Origin of the sequence: Corynebacterium sputi DSM 45148, from assembly GCF_000427865.1 — a bacterium.
Classification (GTDB): domain Bacteria; phylum Actinomycetota; class Actinomycetes; order Mycobacteriales; family Mycobacteriaceae; genus Corynebacterium; species Corynebacterium sputi.
In genome coordinates this window covers 1-15,499 of record NZ_ATYV01000026.1, presented here as the reverse complement: position 1 = coordinate 15,499, position 15,499 = coordinate 1, and the positions used below count along the sequence as shown (strand labels likewise).

The 15,499-nt window shown below is 62.8% G+C and carries 16 protein-coding genes; 7 read left to right on the top strand and 9 right to left on the bottom strand.

What is annotated here, in order from left to right; genetic code table 11:
* The first annotated feature begins 25 nt into the window (after positions 1-25).
* Both YWU_RS0112050 and YWU_RS0112045 read left to right on the top strand, forming a co-directional pair.
* Entirely contained in the window at positions 26-655 is a 630-nt protein-coding gene (locus YWU_RS0112050; protein ID WP_034647831.1) for a gluconokinase, read from the top strand.
* Between the two features lie 53 nt (positions 656-708).
* A complete protein-coding gene (locus YWU_RS0112045) occupies positions 709-2,085 on the top strand; it encodes a GntP family permease (protein WP_034647837.1) in 1,377 nt (458 codons plus the stop codon).
* A 380-nt stretch (positions 2,086-2,465) separates the two neighbouring features.
* On the opposite strand, the gene YWU_RS0112040 is transcribed toward YWU_RS0112045, so the two are convergent.
* The 3 genes from YWU_RS0112040 to YWU_RS16700 all read right to left on the bottom strand — a co-directional run bounded on the left by YWU_RS0112040 (position 2,466) and on the right by YWU_RS16700 (position 5,390).
* The gene (locus YWU_RS0112040) at positions 2,466-3,068 is read right to left on the bottom strand and encodes a superoxide dismutase (RefSeq protein WP_027020671.1); all 603 of its coding nucleotides are present in this window, start codon (positions 3,066-3,068) and stop codon (positions 2,466-2,468) included.
* Positions 3,069-3,189: 121 nt separating this feature from the next.
* The gene (locus YWU_RS0112035) at positions 3,190-3,393 is read right to left on the bottom strand and encodes an antitoxin (RefSeq protein WP_027020670.1); all 204 of its coding nucleotides are present in this window, start codon (positions 3,391-3,393) and stop codon (positions 3,190-3,192) included.
* A gap of 128 nt (positions 3,394-3,521) precedes the next feature.
* Positions 3,522-5,390 (bottom strand): alpha/beta-hydrolase family protein, encoded by a 1,869-nt coding sequence (locus YWU_RS16700; protein ID WP_051260330.1) that lies wholly within the window; start codon positions 5,388-5,390, stop codon positions 3,522-3,524.
* Positions 5,391-5,509: 119 nt separating this feature from the next.
* On the opposite strand from YWU_RS16700, the gene YWU_RS17695 reads away from it, so the two are divergent.
* The 3 genes from YWU_RS17695 (at position 5,510) to YWU_RS0112015 (ending at position 8,141) form a co-directional block, all read left to right on the top strand.
* The gene (locus tag YWU_RS17695) at positions 5,510-6,325 is read left to right on the top strand and encodes a hypothetical protein (RefSeq protein WP_156892833.1); all 816 of its coding nucleotides are present in this window, start codon (positions 5,510-5,512) and stop codon (positions 6,323-6,325) included.
* Positions 6,326-7,180 (top strand): glycerophosphodiester phosphodiesterase, encoded by an 855-nt coding sequence (locus tag YWU_RS16690; RefSeq protein ID WP_051260329.1) that lies wholly within the window; start codon positions 6,326-6,328, stop codon positions 7,178-7,180.
* A gap of 70 nt (positions 7,181-7,250) precedes the next feature.
* The gene (locus YWU_RS0112015) at positions 7,251-8,141 is read left to right on the top strand and encodes a DUF5926 family protein (RefSeq protein WP_051260335.1); all 891 of its coding nucleotides are present in this window, start codon (positions 7,251-7,253) and stop codon (positions 8,139-8,141) included.
* Between the two features lie 232 nt (positions 8,142-8,373).
* Here the strand turns inward: YWU_RS0112015 and YWU_RS0112010 are convergent, their stop codons facing one another.
* Genes YWU_RS0112010 through YWU_RS17995 form a run of 3 tightly spaced genes read right to left on the bottom strand, consistent with a single transcriptional unit; the run spans position 8,374 to position 10,573 of the window.
* Positions 8,374-8,715 (bottom strand): hypothetical protein, encoded by a 342-nt coding sequence (locus YWU_RS0112010; protein ID WP_027020667.1) that lies wholly within the window; start codon positions 8,713-8,715, stop codon positions 8,374-8,376.
* Between the two features lie 49 nt (positions 8,716-8,764).
* The gene (locus tag YWU_RS0112005; RefSeq protein ID WP_027020666.1) at positions 8,765-8,983 is read right to left on the bottom strand and encodes a hypothetical protein; all 219 of its coding nucleotides are present in this window, start codon (positions 8,981-8,983) and stop codon (positions 8,765-8,767) included.
* Positions 8,984-9,034: 51 nt separating this feature from the next.
* Complete coding sequence (locus YWU_RS17995; protein WP_084142155.1) at positions 9,035-10,573, bottom strand: LCP family protein; 1,539 nt, start codon at positions 10,571-10,573, stop codon at positions 9,035-9,037.
* A gap of 57 nt (positions 10,574-10,630) precedes the next feature.
* On the opposite strand from YWU_RS17995, the gene YWU_RS0111990 reads away from it, so the two are divergent.
* Positions 10,631-11,422 carry a fructosamine kinase family protein gene (locus YWU_RS0111990; RefSeq protein ID WP_276201929.1) on the top strand — a complete coding sequence of 264 codons (792 nt, stop codon included), beginning with the start codon at positions 10,631-10,633 and terminating at the stop codon, positions 11,420-11,422.
* Between the two features lie 188 nt (positions 11,423-11,610).
* A complete protein-coding gene (locus YWU_RS0111985) occupies positions 11,611-11,868 on the top strand; it encodes a hypothetical protein (protein ID WP_205618335.1) in 258 nt (85 codons plus the stop codon).
* Between the two features lie 54 nt (positions 11,869-11,922).
* Here the strand turns inward: YWU_RS0111985 and YWU_RS0111980 are convergent, their stop codons facing one another.
* The 3 genes from YWU_RS0111980 to YWU_RS0111970 all read right to left on the bottom strand — a co-directional run.
* On the bottom strand, positions 11,923-14,091 hold the full coding sequence (locus YWU_RS0111980; RefSeq protein WP_027020661.1) for an N-acetylmuramoyl-L-alanine amidase: 2,169 nt from the start codon (positions 14,089-14,091) through the stop codon (positions 11,923-11,925).
* A 281-nt stretch (positions 14,092-14,372) separates the two neighbouring features.
* Positions 14,373-15,131, bottom strand: coding sequence for a metal-dependent transcriptional regulator (locus tag YWU_RS0111975; RefSeq protein ID WP_027020660.1), 759 nt, complete (start codon positions 15,129-15,131; stop codon positions 14,373-14,375).
* Positions 15,132-15,238: 107 nt separating this feature from the next.
* A partial coding sequence (locus YWU_RS0111970; protein ID WP_027020659.1) for a transposase occupies positions 15,239-15,499 on the bottom strand: 261 nt, incomplete at its 5' end.

Below are 15,499 nucleotides of genomic sequence, written 5' to 3'. Positions count from 1 at the left end.
CTTTTCTGAGTCGTAGGCTCAGATCATGCACAGATTCACACATCTGGTGTTCATGGGAGTCAGCGGTTGCGGTAAGACCACCGCAGCTGAGCTGGCGGCTCAACACCTCAACTGGCCATATGCGGAAGCAGATGAATTCCATCCGCAGGCGAACATCGACAAAATGGCCTCCGGTCACCCTCTCAATGATGATGACCGGCTGCCGTGGTTGCGCACTATGCGTGACTGGATGACTGACCATACGGTCTCCGCCGGCACCGCGGACGGCACTGAATCGATTGAGAATTCCACGGCAGAAGGGACCTACAATGATGCCCCGCGCGGCGCCGTCGTCACCTGCTCGGCCCTCAAGCGCAGCTACCGAGATATCCTCCGAGAGGCGACCGGCCGGGTGGTCTTTATCCAGCTCGATGGCCCGATGGAGGTCGTCGCCGGCCGCATGGTCCACCGCAAAGGCCACTTCATGCCGACGTCCCTTCTACAGAGCCAGTACGACACCCTTGAGTCCTTGGCCCCCGATGAAGACGGCGTGATCGTCGACCTCACCGAAACCCCCGCCCAGATCGTCGAAGACGCACTCCGAGAGATCGGACTGCCGGCCAACCTTGATGGTGGGCATCTCAATGCTGATGATTCTGAAGGAGCGGTGAAGTGACCACTGCTTTCTCATCCCTGTCGGCCCTGTCCGCACAGGTTGGCCAGGCACACATGTTCCTGGCTCAGGACGACGCATCCGTGGCCGTCGCCTCCCCGGCCCAACTCGTCATTGCTGCTGTTGCCAGCATTTTCTCCATCATCATCCTGATCGTCTGGTTGAAGATGCACCCGTTCCTGGCTCTAATGCTGGGCTCGGGTCTGCTGGCAGTTATTGCCGGTATCCCATTCCTGGAGATGTTCACCTCCTTCAGTGAGGGGCTCGGAAAAACCGTCGGCGGTGTCGGCGTCCTCATTGCCTTGGGCGCCATCATTGGCGCGCTGCTGGTGAAGTCCGGAGCCTCTGACGCAATCGTCGACGGCTTCCTCGCCCGCACCCCGAACAAAGCGCTGCCATGGACCATGGCCGCACTGGCGTTCATCATCGGTATTCCGTTGTTCTTCGAGGTCGGCGTCGTGCTGCTGATCCCGGTCGTCATGATCGTGGCGCAGCGGACCAAAAAGCCCATCATCCTGCTGGGTATCCCGGCCCTAGCCGGCCTGTCGGTGCTGCACGCACTGGTGCCGCCGCACCCGGGTCCGCTCGTTGCCGTCGACGCCCTCGGCGCTAACCTCGGCATCACCCTCGGCCTGGGCCTTCTGGCCGCCATCCCGGTGGTCATCATCTCCGGTCCGTTGATCGCTGGCACCATGGCTAAGTGGGTTCCGATCGGCGTGCCGCGGGCATTCGTCGAAGAGGAGCGCGTCCCGGAGGATGAGCGTCCCGGTTTCTGGCTCTCCCTGTCGGTCATCCTCATGCCGGTGTTCCTCATGCTCCTGCGCACTGTGGTGGAAGCAACCGTCGGTGAGGAGCCGGGCAATGTTCTCGGCACTCTCGTGATCTTCCTTGGCACCCCGATGGTCGCACTGCTGACCACGGTTCTCTACGGCATCGCCGTGCTGGGACTGCGTGGTGGCCGCGGACTGAAGGATGTCTCTGACCTGGTCGGAAGCGCTTTCGCTCCGATCGCAGGCATCCTCCTGATCGTCGGTGCCGGTGGTGGTTTCAAGGAGACGCTGGTGGATTCCGGCGTGGCCGATGTCATCGCTGACTGGATCTCTGGTGCTCCGCTGTCCCCGCTGGTCGCAGGCTGGATCGTCGCCGTGCTCATCCGTCTGGCCACCGGTTCTGCCACTGTTGCCACGGTGACCGCTGCCGGCATCATGGCACCGATCGCCCCGAACCTCGAGCCGACCCACCTGGCGCTGCTGGTGCTGGCAATTGGCGCCGGCTCGGTGTTCTTCTCCCACGTCAACGACGCGGGATTCTGGTTGGTCAAGGAGTACTTCGGCATGACCGTGCCACAGACCTTCAAGACCTGGTCATTAATGGAGACGGTCGTCTCCGTGACCGGTCTGGCTGTGGTGATGCTGCTCAGCCTGATTGTCTGACCCAAGCGCCCGAGTGAACCTAGTTTCCTATGGTTCCCTCGGGCGTTTTTCTGTCCTGATGCTGACGTGGGGTCGAACAGATATTCGTCACGTGACGTAAAGGTGCACGTCAGTGGGAAAGTACAGCCTCGTTGAGTGGCAGTGAGTTACCCGCTCAGTTGCAGATTTGGGGTGATTCGCACCCGAAAATGCCACGGTATGGGTAACTTGCTGCCACGCAGCGAGGCAGTGATGTCCCAATGACCCGGCATCGCCCATGACAAAGTACCCGCCGACACAAAGCACCCGCCCCCCGAATATTCCGGAGAGCGGGTGCTCAGGTGTTCCGCGGCGGAGGAGTTCGCACTCCCCAGCCGGGATCAGCGCCTCTTACGTGAAGATTACTTGGAGGCTGCTGCGAATCGTGCTGCGACGTCGTCCCAGTTGAAGACGTTCCAGACAGCCTTGACGTAGTCCGGCTTGACGTTCTTGTACTGCAGGTAGAAGGCGTGCTCCCACATGTCGAGCATCAGCAGCGGGGTCAGGTTGATGGAGATGTTGCCCTGCTGGTCGGTGAGCTGCTCGATGACGAGGCGACCTGCGATGTGGTCGTAGCCCAGGACGGCCCAGCCGGAGCCCTGCAGGCCCAGTGCGGCTGCGCTGAAGTGCGCCTTGAACTTGTCAAAGGAACCGAAGTCGCGGTTGATGGCCTCGGCCAGCTCGCCGGTCGGCTCGCCGCCACCGTTCGGGGACAGGTTCTTCCAGAAGATGGAGTGGTTGGTGTGTCCACCCAGGTTGAACGCAAGGTTCTTGGACAGCGCGCGGATCTTGTCCGGGTTCGCGTCGCCATTGCGCTCAGCCTCAAGTGCCTCCAGTGCAGCGTTTGCGCCGGCGACGTAGGTCGCGTGGTGCTTGCTGTGGTGGAGCTCCATAATCTCAGCCGAGATGGTCGGCTCGAGTGCGTCGTATGCGTAATCGAGTTCCGGAAGTTCGTAGACGGCCATGGGAAACCCTCCTCATTAGTTTGGTTAATGTGCTGGACCCGATGGTACCCCTGCCGATGATTTCCGCAAGGACGGTTCGTCGTAATTGCGGGTCAGCGGTCAGGGGTAGGTGGCGGGGAATCTAGGACTGGGAGCCCTTGTCGTCGTTGCTGCCCTCGGAGGCGTCGCGAAGCTTTTCTTTGGCGGTGTTGCCGAACTTCTCGACCTTGACCTTGTACTTGCCGTCGGTCTTTTCGTCGATGGTCTTGCTGGCCTTATCGATGCCCTCGGAGATCTTCTCCGAGTTCTTCTCCGCGAAATCCTTGGCCTTGTCGAAAACGCTCATGCAGATCTCCTTGTGTCATTGTGAGGGAAACTCCTCTTGCTTCCCGACACCTACCTCCACATCGTAAGCAGATCCACCGGACCTTCGCCGCCTCATTGGCGAGTTAATTCCCGGTGCTTTGTGCCGAACTACTTAAGAGTTGGGTGGTTTCGGCGCATCCACCGGGCGATACGGGAGAACTTCACTCCGGCTGCGCTCTTGTTGTCCTCAGAGAACTCGAATCCCAGGACTGCGGCCCAGGCGGGGATGGCTTCTTCTTCGTAGCGGTGGCCGTGGCCGTCGGCGACATGGACGCTGACCAGGCAGTCGACGAGAACTTGCCATGCTGTGACGACGGGCCACCATCGCATGGAACGGATGACGTCTCGGCCAAGCTTTTCCCGCAACCAATCCGGCCGGCGGAAAAACAGGGGGGTATCGAACCAGACGATGGGGTCGGAGGCGTGCTGCAGATATGCCACGCGAGGTTGTTCCCACTCACCAAAGGGCTCGCCGGTGAGGGAGGACCAAAGTTCGGAGGGTTGCGTCGCAAAGCGAATGTTTTTGCCATCATCGATGACCGGTGCGATTTCGGGGGAGCCGGGCTTTCTGCGGTTGACCACCTGTTTCCAGGTCAGCGTGATGCGTGGGGTGCCGCTCCAGACGGCGCCGTCGACCTTCTCGAGCATCTCCCTAGGATTCTTGAACGCGCCCTGTCCACCGAAGGCACCGAGGGACTCACCAGCGACGATGAGCTTTGGACGCTCGCCTTCGGGAAGGAGGGCTAGTTCGCGCTCTAGCCGGTTGAACATCTCTCGGCCGGCGGTCGGTGCGGTTTCTTGGTCCGCGATCAACGCGATGGGGGAGGGCAGGTGCGAGTACTGGATGCCGATCTGTGCGCAGTCGCCGCGGGTGAGGAACTCAGCGGCAGTGGCGCCCCACGGAGCGATCCAGCCGGTGCCGGTGGTGGTGTGGAGGATGATGTGGGAGCGTCGGAAAGCGCCGGTGCGGTGCATCTCCCGGATGACAAGTTCAACCTGATTCTTCAGGGAGCGGCCCTGGACTTTGCCTGCGTAGAGGCGAATCGGTTCGAAGGCCTCGTGTGGTTCGCATCCGGTGACGGCGGCGATGTCGCGGGCGCGGGGGCCGTCGGCGACGAAGTTTCGTCCCTGCGCGCCGAGTGCGATCCATGGCTCCATTGACCAGGGGCTTCCTGAGCGTTGCGGCTCCCACGGCTGAGTTCGCCCGGGCATCACGCGCATGTTCACCTGCTCGGCATTGCGGACGACTCGTTCCACGACGCGCCGGATAAGCAGTTTGTTTGTGGACAGCGCGATGACTCCACCGACGATCGCACCGGCGGCTGCTGGGGCAATTCCACGGGGAAGATTCGGCAGGTACCGGGAGAACAGGCCATTGAGCTGGTCGTACGCCAACTCTGCGGTGGCGGTGAGGCCACGGGTCGTCAGGTAACCGACGGTGGCGAGTGCGGTGCCGCCGAACTGGGCGCGGGCACTGGCCAACTCGTCATAGCCGACCAACTGGGCAATGTTTTTCTGCTGGTACACCGAGCGAATCCACAGCCCGACGGTCGTTGCCGTCATCGCGGTGTGGACCACCGCGGAGGTAACTCGACGTGTCGTCATAGACGGAGCCAGCGCTCGCCCGAGGGGACTGCGACGCAACCAACGGTCGGTATGCCGCATGCCGTATCCGGCAGCAACTCCCATCACATGGCCGCTGACCTGGGCGAAGAAGGTTCCCATCGCCGTTGAGGTCCACGGCCGCGGCAGCATCGACGGCGCAAACGCCGCCCAGGAAGCGATCTCCGCCCCCAGCAGACCAGGGGCCGCGAGCGGGCTGCGCCAATACGGGCCGGACACTCGCCAGGTGATGTCCGCGGCCTTCAAGGCCACCAGACTGGAGGTTTTGAACTTCGAGCGTTGTCGCTTCAACGGCGGTGCCAGGGGCAGTCCCGAAGGCGATGCCGTGGGCGATCCCGTACCGAAGAAGTCCATGCGCACTATCGTGCCAGATCGATTCCTGTCACGGACCGGAAGCGCAGCGTACCCTGTTCATAGATTCTTCAATGTTGCCCTGGCAGCTGTCCTGACCCTCACGCTCTTCGGAGGTACCCATGAATCCGGGAGAGGACCTCAACCGGCCCGGAGCATTCGCGGCCCCATCGTCCGCTGCTCCGGCCCCGTATTTCTCCGTGCCCGCGCCTCCGGATCTGACAGAAGTGTCGCGGGAGAGGGGTTATCGAGGGTCGCTGTGGGCGTCGTTAAGCGTGGTGTTGTTTTTATGCGGCGCGATAGCGACGTGGGGCAGCCACCGCTCGCCGGGAGGCAACGCGACACCATCGTTGGTGCTCGGACCGATCGCGTGGGTGATGCACCTCAGTGCGATTGTGGCCGCAGTGGTGGCCGCTGTGTATGTGGTTCGCACCCTCTTGGCGCTGCGAGATCGCGCACTGGTGTGGGACCCGCCGCTAGCCCGCGGGGCGAAGTCGATCGCCAATGCGCACCTGCGCCCGGTGCTGAACCTGACCGGTCCGGTGACGGTGCTGATGGAAACCGGAGTGCCGAAGGTTTCGCGATCCCTCGGCGCCTTTGCGTGGTGGGGAGCCTGCCTGGCGCTGCCGTTCGCGCTGTACCTCGGCGTGACGGCAGAGACTGCCGCCCAGGTGATTCGCGCGGACATCGTCGCAGCTCTGACCGCTGCCATGGTGTCGGTGGCAGGTAAAGGCCTCGACTTCGTTCTGGCCCCGGGGGAGCGCCGCCGCTACTTCGCGCTGCCGGGACGCGACAGCTATGGCACGGTGCCTTTTTGGGAGCGCGGAATCGACTCCGCTCCAGTCATTTCTCGCACCACTGCAATGCCGCCGTTGACGGTGGACGAAGTGATGCAGGATCCCGTCGAGAAGCTCTACATCAGGGAAAAGGACAGGTAAATGGAGATCATCGCCCACCGCGGTGCGTCCGGCGCCTACCCGGAGCACACGCTGCTCGCGTATGAAAAGGCGGTGGAGCAGAACGCCGATGGTGTCGAATGCGACATCCGGATGACCGCTGACGGCCACCTGTTGTGCTTCCACGACCGCACCCTCAACCGGACCACGGATGGTTTCGGGCTGGTGTCCACCACGTCGATCGACAAGATCCGCACGCTCAACGCCGGTACGTGGGAAGATCCGCAGCCGGTGCTGGAGTTCGACACCTTCCTGGAGTTTGTTGAGGCCAATCCGAACCTCAGCGTCTTCATCGAGACCAAACACCCAGTGCGCTACGGCCTGGATCTGGAGCGGAAACTGGCCGAGCGATTGCGCCATCACGGGCTCGCCCGGGACAAGCGGGTCCATGTGATCAGCTTCGCGACTAGGTCCGTCGCCGCGACTCGTAGCCTGCTGCCGCGCATCGACAGCATCCAGCTGGTGAAAAAGCCCGGTGGCCGCACCGCTGCCCGGCGAATGGCCGGCCGCCCCACGCACATGGGCGTGGCCATGGCTGGAGCCCGCAGCGATCCGGCGGGTCTAGCCTCCTGGAAGAAGAAGGTCTACTGCTGGCTCGCGCGCACCGACGATGACGTCCGCTACGCCACCGCCATGGGCATCAACTGGCTAGCCACCGACTGGCCCGCACACGCCCGCAAGGTGATGCACGAACAGCTCCTCGACCCAGCCGGCCCTGCCGTCGCCGAACTGACCGAAGGCGTGGTGGAGGAAATTCCGGAGACGGTGCTCAAGGCCGTGGAGGACACCTCGATGGGCACACCTGAAGCCGGACCCGGAAGGGCAACCGCCGCCTGAATCGGTATCGTTTGTCGGTGTGGCTAAGAAATCGCGGAAGAACCGCACCAATGAACAGTTGCCGGAGGGCATGAGCCGCAAGCAGGCGAAGCTGGCTGCTCGTGCCGCGGAACGCGCCGCCCTGATGGGCAACCCGCGTCCGTTCGAGAACATTGACGCGGAGGCAGACTTCATCGCGTTCCGGGAGTTCGTCCCGGCCGCTCAGTTGCCGGTCACCGTCGCCGGTGCCGAGCGCACCATCTCCATCTGCACCGTTCTTCCCGGTGGCGCTGCTGCGCTGGTCCGTGAGGAAGAGTTCGGTGGGGACGCTCTCGTTGCTATGCAGACTCAGAACCGCTCCTCGGATGTCGCCGATGATCTGGCTCGCGCCCTCGTGTGGGCTCGCGACGCCAAGCCGGGCGAAACCCTGGAGTCGGTGACAGTGGAGGGCTCTCCGGCGAAGGACCTTGAGGTCCCGCCGCTGTCGGAGGTCCTCACCGACGTCGATGTTGATGGCCTGGTCATCCACGAGGACTTCAACTGGTGGATCCCCGAGGGCGTGGAGAAGAGCCCTCTCATCGAGCAGAACCTGCGCATGGCCAATGATGCGATCATCCCGTCGTTCCGCGTTGAGACGGACGTCCCCGGTGCCGTCTGGTGGGTCGATCCGGGCGAGCGTGCGCATATTCGCTGGATCCGTCGTGAAGAGCAAGGACCGCTTCTCGACGCGCTCGCCCGCGTCCACGCCTCCGACAACCTCACCTTGGGCGAAAACTCCAAGTTCGCTGGCGTCTTCCGTACCGAAGGCGTGCTCGTTCCGGTGTGGGACCTGGACAACACCATCCACCACAACGAGTGGATCGAGGGTGTCGTTGACTTGCAGAAGCGCCTAGAGTCGGCACTTGCCTCCGAGGAGCCTCTCACAGCTGATGAGCGGAAGTCCCGCGAGACGATCCTGTCCCGCCAGGTCACCTTGCGTTAGTTCGCAGATAGCGCAGCGCTGACTGTGCTGCGTTGTATCCGCTGGGCTATAGATGTGAGACCCCCGATGCCATTTCAGGCATCGGGGTTCGCTTGTTCGAGGGGGCGCTGTTCCCACACAGTTGTGCCGACATGGTGAAGGACACCGGTGTGGGGGCAGGCTTTCCATAGAGCGCACGAAAACATGGCGTCACCGACGAAGAAATAATCCATGCCTTTAACAACGCTATTCGTTACGTCGAATACGAGTATGAAGGTGAAGAAGGATTACTTGTGATGGGTGCGACCGGCGCCAGATGCCAGGACTCGGTGAACATGCCCTGGTCCTCGCGCAGCTCAGGGCCGAGTGAATCGGTGATGAGAGCGATGGCGGTGGGGTAGTCCTGCGGCAAACGGCGGCGGAGTTCCTCTGCGAGCACCAGCACGCGGTCCTTGAGCTCAAGATCGCCAATGCGGGCATCGACTGCGGAGGAGTAGTCCTCAGCATCGATGAGATCCTCAGTGTGATTGAGCATCTCGGCGATACGACGGGCACAGTTACCGGTGTAGTGACGCTTCAGGCTGTAGTCGGTCATTGCTTGATGAGATTGCCGTCCGGGGTGGCGAGCGCCTCTGGATCACCGTTCAGGAAAGACCCACCTCGAACTGGGGAGCAAGTTTCATGACCTCCGCGAGGAACTCCTCAGCCTGGCTGTAAGACATCGCGGCATAGATCCCGTCGATGCCGACGGAGTAGTCGCGGCCGGCGGTCCAGTCAGTGAACTTCTCGTACCACTGAGTGAAGTCCGCGCGGGTGGTGATGCCGGTGGCCTGCATGTCGAAGATTGCTACGTCGAAACTCATGACGCATTCATAGCAGGGGAGTCAGACATGTGCGGGCGAAGAAGTTGATCGTTAACGGAGCTGGCTGAACATCTCCTCGGCGGCGCTTTCGTCCCAGTAGACGACGTCGCCGACGTCGAGCGATCCGAACCCGCCCACGGGGACGGTCTCGGAGTTGGCTCCGAGCGCCATGCGAAGCACGAGCCAGGTCAGGTGCCAGGAGTGGTCACCGTCGCCGAGCGTCATGGAACCGGTGCCCGCCGCGGCGACCGGAACTGCACGGAACGGATTTAGCAGGACAGCAGGTGAGCGCATCCGCTCCATGATTGCACCCATGAATTCCCGTTGACGGTCCACGCGGTCTAGATCGCCCATCGCAGTGGCGCGGGTACGGACGTAACCGAGGGCAGTGGGGCCATCGAACTCTTGGCAACCGGCCTGGATGTTGATGCCGGCGAGGGGATCGTCGATGGGTTCCTCGGGACACATCTCTACGCCACCGGCGGCGTCAACGATGTTCGCGAATCCTCCCAGACCAATCTCGGCGTAATGATCGATGCGGATGCCAGTTGCCTGTTCGACGGTCTCGGTGAGTAGCGGTGCGCCACCGTAGGCGAACGCCGCATTGACCTTTTCCATACCGACGCCGGGGATTTCGACGTAAGAGTCGCGGGGAATGGAGAGAAGCGTCGGGCGTCCGAAGAGTGGGACACTCGCAATCATGATCGTGTCTGTGCGGTTGCCCTCGATCTCGCCACCGCCGGACAGAGCGTCATTTTCCTCCTCGGACATCCCAGCGCGGGAGTCAGATCCGACGAGGAGCCAGTTAGAGGTCAACGTCCGGCTAGGCCGGTTGTCCAGGTCGGAGAACACTTCAGTGCGATTGATGTTAATCTCGATGAACGCCAACATGCTCACCACCAGCAGGATAATGACCAGCAGGAACATCCGGATCGGACGCCTGGGCATGCAGCCCCTGGGCGCACGGAGCTTTCGGCGCTTTCGCGGTGGCTCCTGCGGAGGTGCTCCGTGTCCATCCGGCGAGACCCCGTCAGGCTGATCGGGACGCCGTGGCGGGCGGCTATCGCGCCGGGCTTCGCCGGGCTTGCCTTGCTCGCTCCAAGCCTGCGGAGACTTCGCTCCGGCAGTCCCGGCACCAGCCGCTGCGGCACCAGCGGCGCCGACCGCCGGCATCATCCGGGTCTCGTTTTTCTCCTGCTGCGGAGGCTTCTGCTGCTGCGCACGACGATCTTGCTCTGCCCGACGTCTAATCTGGTCTGGATCCAGGCGCGGATCACGAACCGGCTGTTGACCGCGCTTCGGACGCTGTTGCGGACGGCCCTGCGCACCGGGATCCTGTGCCGGGCGCTGACGACGCTGGGGATCGGCGCCACCGGGGCGCTGCTGCGGACGACCTTGTTGACCCGGCGCCTGGCCAGGCTGCCTGCCGGGCTGCTGTCCAGATCCTGCCTGGGGACGGCGCGGGGCTTCGCCACCTCGGCCGGACTGCGGTCGGCGCCGGATGGGTCGACCGAACCTGTCCAGCAAGGGCTTCCCGTCAGCCCCGGTCAGAAATTCTGACCTGTCGTCGGGGCTCTGGTTTTCCGTCATGGGAGCTAAGAATAGGGCGTATGCGTTCATTCACAATGCCCAAGTGCTCCTCATCGAATCTTTAGGGTGGAGCTCATGAGCACTGACATACATGTGAAATCACGTGCAGGAACGCCTGCGGGGTTCTTCGAGTGTGAGGCCACAGGGCTCCGGTGGCTGGCGGAGGCGCAGGGTGCGCGGGTTGTCGATGTCGTCGGAGCGCAGTCTGATCGTTTGGTTCTGAATCGCATCGCTTCTGCTGAACCGACCAGGGCTGCCGCCGAGGCGTTCGGGGTGGCTCTCGCCCAGACACACGATGCAGGGGCAGCCGGTTTCGGCGCGGCTCCCGACGGCTGGGATGGCCCCGGGTTCTTTGGGCCACTGTCCGATCCACGCCCGATGCCGTTGATTCCCCGCGAGAGTTTCGGCGAGTTCTGGGCCGAGGATCGAATCTCGTCTGCGCTCGATCTCTTGCCCGGGGTGTACTCGACCGATGAGCTGGCTGTCTTCGACCGGCTGAAGGGCCGGCTCCACAGCGGTGAGTTCGACGATTCCGATCCTGCCGCCCGCCTTCACGGCGATCTGTGGTGGGGGAACCTGATGTGGGACGCCGACGGAGCAGTTCTCATTGACCCTGCTGCCCATGGCGGTCACCGCGAGGAGGACCTTGCGTTGCTCGGCATGTTTGGGACGAGCCACTTCGAGTTCCTCGATGTCATTATTTCCTCCTACGAGGAAGCGCACCCCCTACCGCCAGGCAGAGAAGAGCGGGCTGACCTGCACCGGCTGTATGCGGTGTTGATGCACGCGGTGTTCTTCGGCGGTGGGTACGCCGGCCAGGCGCTGCGGATTGCTCAAAGATACGCCTGAACGCTCGTCATTCGGTGTCCACCCGGCCAACCGCATCGTTGGAGTCGTGGTTGGGTTGAGGCGCGGAATCGGGTTCATAGTTGTTGACGTGTACCGTCAGCGCCGTACAGGGCCGTGATCTGCGGCTGACCCGTAGAAGAAGTGTTGAGGGGAACGACCGGCGGAGGCTGGATCTCCGAAAGGTGGGAATGACAATGACTGACGGCATGCGGTGGATCACCTCGGTGGCAGCGGCGCTGTTCACGTGGGCGGTCGTCGGGTGGGTTCTGTTGTCCGTGATCGCGGGGGCGTTGAACGTGACCGTGGGAGTCAACGAGTTGAATCTGCTGATTGGTGGATCGGCGTTGATCGGAGTGGTTGTCGGGATCATGTTGTTCCGTCGCCTAGGCAAGAACCGGGAGTTCGCCCGGCAGCGTGGCAGCAAAGACGTCCCGCCGAAGAACTAGGTCGCTAAACCTGTTCTTCAGCGGGACGTATGGACCGCACCGAGGTGGAGTGGTCTAGGCAGGGATGTCGGCGACTCCGCCGGGGGTCGGGCCATCCTCTTCCGGGCGGGCTTCGGCGTCGGTGATCTCAGCGTGGTCGGCCTGTTCAGGCGCGGCCGGCAGATCGCTGAATTCGACCTTCAATTCCTGGTTCTCGTCATTGAACTGGACGAGGCCGCCCTGGAACTGCGCGAACCAATTGCTGCCGTCCTGCCAGACGGTCGAAACCGGAGCGCCAAGTGGTCCGAGCTCGAAGCCCTGGTCAGCCCAGGCATCGGCGATCGGGCCCCAGATAGCGTGCGCGCCGGTGGTCTCTGAGGCGGTGACAATGCCGTGCTCGAACTTCACGTAGTGCAACGGGTCCGCACCGCCGTGTCCATCGATGACTGTGGCACCGGTCTGAATTCCGGACTCCGGGACACCGAGCGGCTCACCGACGTGCTCCAGGACGCTCCTCCAGACATCGCCGAATGGGCCTTCTGCCTCTGGTGCCAGGATCTCCTCATTGGTGGTGGGGATGTCCTTGTAGCTCAGCGGCTGGTCGGAGTCGGCGACGCCGGTGAGCGCTTCGTCGGAGCTCTCATCCATGTTGTCGGAGCCGTGCACCCCGAGGACCGAGGCGAGGATCGACTGGTTGCCGGATCCGGGCTCGAAGAAGTTGTGGTTCTCCGGGCGTCCGACCTCGCCGCCGGCGTCTTGCTCGTCTTCGTCGTCCTGACCGAAGGTGCCGTCCTTGATCTTGTCGTAGGTCTCCTGCGCCTGATCCCGGATGTCATCCATGTGGGCGTATCCGGTGTCGCCTGGACAGTTGGTGTTGCCGACGTCGCGGTGCGCGAAGATGTTCGGCAGATCCACCGAGCTGCCCTTGCTGTACCGAGAGCCGGAGAATCCCGTCGAGGTCAACGTGGTGTCGCCGGTGGGCTCGGCGTCGTCAAGCGACATGCGCCAGCCAAGTGTCAGCGCGACCGAGTCGAGCATTTCCTGCGGCGGCTCGACCTTGTCGTAGTCGCCGATCATCGAGATGCCCCAGGTGTCCTGGTTGAAGCCACCGGCGTGGGCGCCCTGGATGCCCTTCTCCATGCCGCCTGCGCGGCCTTCGAAGATGGTGCCGTACTTGTCGACGAGGGCGTTGTATCCGACGTCGCACCAGCCCAGCGTCTGTGCGTGGTAGCGGTAGATGCCGCGCATGATGCCGTTGGACTGTTCCGGGGTGTAGTTGTTCGAACCGGCGGTGTGGTGCACCGTCGTGGCCTTGATCGGGCCGCTGTCCGAACCGCTGCGGCAGCGCATGTTTTCGTCCGCACCCCAACCTTCACGGGTGACGAACTCGGGCATGCCGTCGAGGCTCTCACCGTCTGCGGCGGGTGCGATCTCGGCGATTCCTTCGGTTGCGCCGGATGCGTCGGCGTTGCCTTCGCCGGGGTCGGTGCTGGCGAAGACAACCTTGACCTCGTTGTCGTTGGCCATCTGCGCTGCGGGGTCGGCACCATTTGCAGCAGCGGAGCCGGTCTCCAACTGTCGGCGGACCTCACCGGCGATCTCGTTCGCTGCATCCGAACCAGGGGTGGCGTCCGGTGCGAGGGTGGGGTCGAGCAGGCGGGCGGCGTCGTCAAGCGCGCGTCCTACGTCGATCGCGGTTTGGTCGATCAGGAGGTTCGCGGCGTCGATGAATTCACCGGCGGCGTCCTCGAAGATGCCCACGCCCACGGTGGAAATCTGCACCGCATTCGTCGGCTCGATGAAGAGCATCTCGGAGCCGGAGGTGTCACCTTCGACGTCGTCAGCTGGGTCTTCCGGGTCTGCTTCGTACCAATCAGACCAAGAGCCATCCTCCTGCTCAGCGCGGACGAAGACCTCGCCGGACGGTGCGCCGTCCCAGGTCAGGGCGACCATGTCGAAGATGTCGTCGCGGCGGAATTCCTTGACCACGCCGAGGTCCGGGTTATCGCGGGTCGACACCGACTTGGTGCTGACGGCGGCGTCGTCGATGACGATGTCTTCGCCCTCGGTCACCGCGACTTCCTCGAACGGGGTGTTCACCGGTCCACTGTTGTCGTTCACCATCGTGTACGCGGCTCCACCTGCGATTGCGACGAGTGGGGTCGCGATGAGAGTTGCCGTCAGAGCGAAGACGGTTGTGCGCCGGGAGTTTGTCTTGGCGCTGATGCGTCGTCTGGTAGTCACGTGTGGTTGTTCCTGTGCTCGTACTGCAGTGATGTGAGTGGTCGGTAGCGACCGGACCGCTCGTGACACATGAGTCAGCGGAGGCTCATGTGCCTGATGTTACTTGTGTGACTACATCATTGCTTATCGACGCCCACTCGTCTAACCCTTTTCCGCACTCAGACCTCAACCCGCAGGTGACATGGTTTTTCTATCTGTGGACATAAGTGATCGTCACGGCACGAAGGCTCAGTGCCGTGGGGAATTCGCGGCTCTGCCGCGGGTAGGTGGGGGCGTTCGGGTCAGTCGGTGATAACTGAGACGTACAGCGCATCCGTGCCCAAGCGGCCGAGTGTGAGGAATTCAGCGGCAGCGCCGGAGGAATCTGCATCCGCCACCTGAATCTCCACCGTGTCCGAGAACGGCGCACCTTTCCGGACAGTCAGGCGAGTGCCAAGCACGATGCCGCTATCCGCGAAGAACTGCAGGAGCTCCGGATCCTGGTCAACGATTCGTTCCACGACCACGATCCGGCCACCGCGGCCCTTAGCAGGGAGCTCGGAGCCGGCAGTGTCGCCAGAACCGATTGCACCAGTGGGATCGACGTGGGTGAGGCGGACTGCGTCTAGGGAGATAACGGTGCCGTCCGCCGACGGAATGGGATCACCATGGGGATCGCGCGTGGGGTGGCCGAGGAACGCGTCGACACGATCAATCATGAAATCGGAGACTGCATGCTCAAGTGATTCGGCCTCATCATGCACTTGGTCCCAGGAGTAGTCGAGAGTTTGGACCAAGAAGGCTTCCAGAAGCCGGTGCCGACGGACCATGGCCAGCGCATAGGAACGGCCCTGATCGGTCAGTTCGATCGCCCCGTAGGGAGTCCGGTCGACGTAGCCCTGGGAATCGAGCTTTTTCATCGCGTCCGACACCGACGACAGTCGCAGTCCCACCCGGTCGGAGATACGGGTGGGAGTTACTGGCTCATCGGTCCATTCAGACAGGGCCCAGATCGCCTTGAGGTAGTTCTGGGTGCTGACGGAGAGATCGGTGACTGACATGGGTACAGACTACGTCGCGGTGGATGGCCGTTAGCGGCGATGGAAGATAAAGGGCTACTGCGAGTTCAGCAGGCGAAACAGGCGCGACTAAAGGGGCCCTTCCGGTTTTAGAGTGCATTGATCTTGGCCTGGAGTCCTCCGGAGTGAATTAAGGACCGCAAGATGTAGTGGGTCAGATTTCTGAAACCCAGTGCGATGCCGCGTAGATGTTCCAGGCGTCCGTTGATCGCTTCGACCGGCCCGTTGGACGCCCCGTGGTCGAAGTAGGCCAGGATCTCGTGTCGGCGTTTCCACGTCGTTCTACCCAACTGCCCCAGCTCTTGGACCCCTGTTGGTAGGCCGGTGCGGATCCGACACAGCACCTTGTA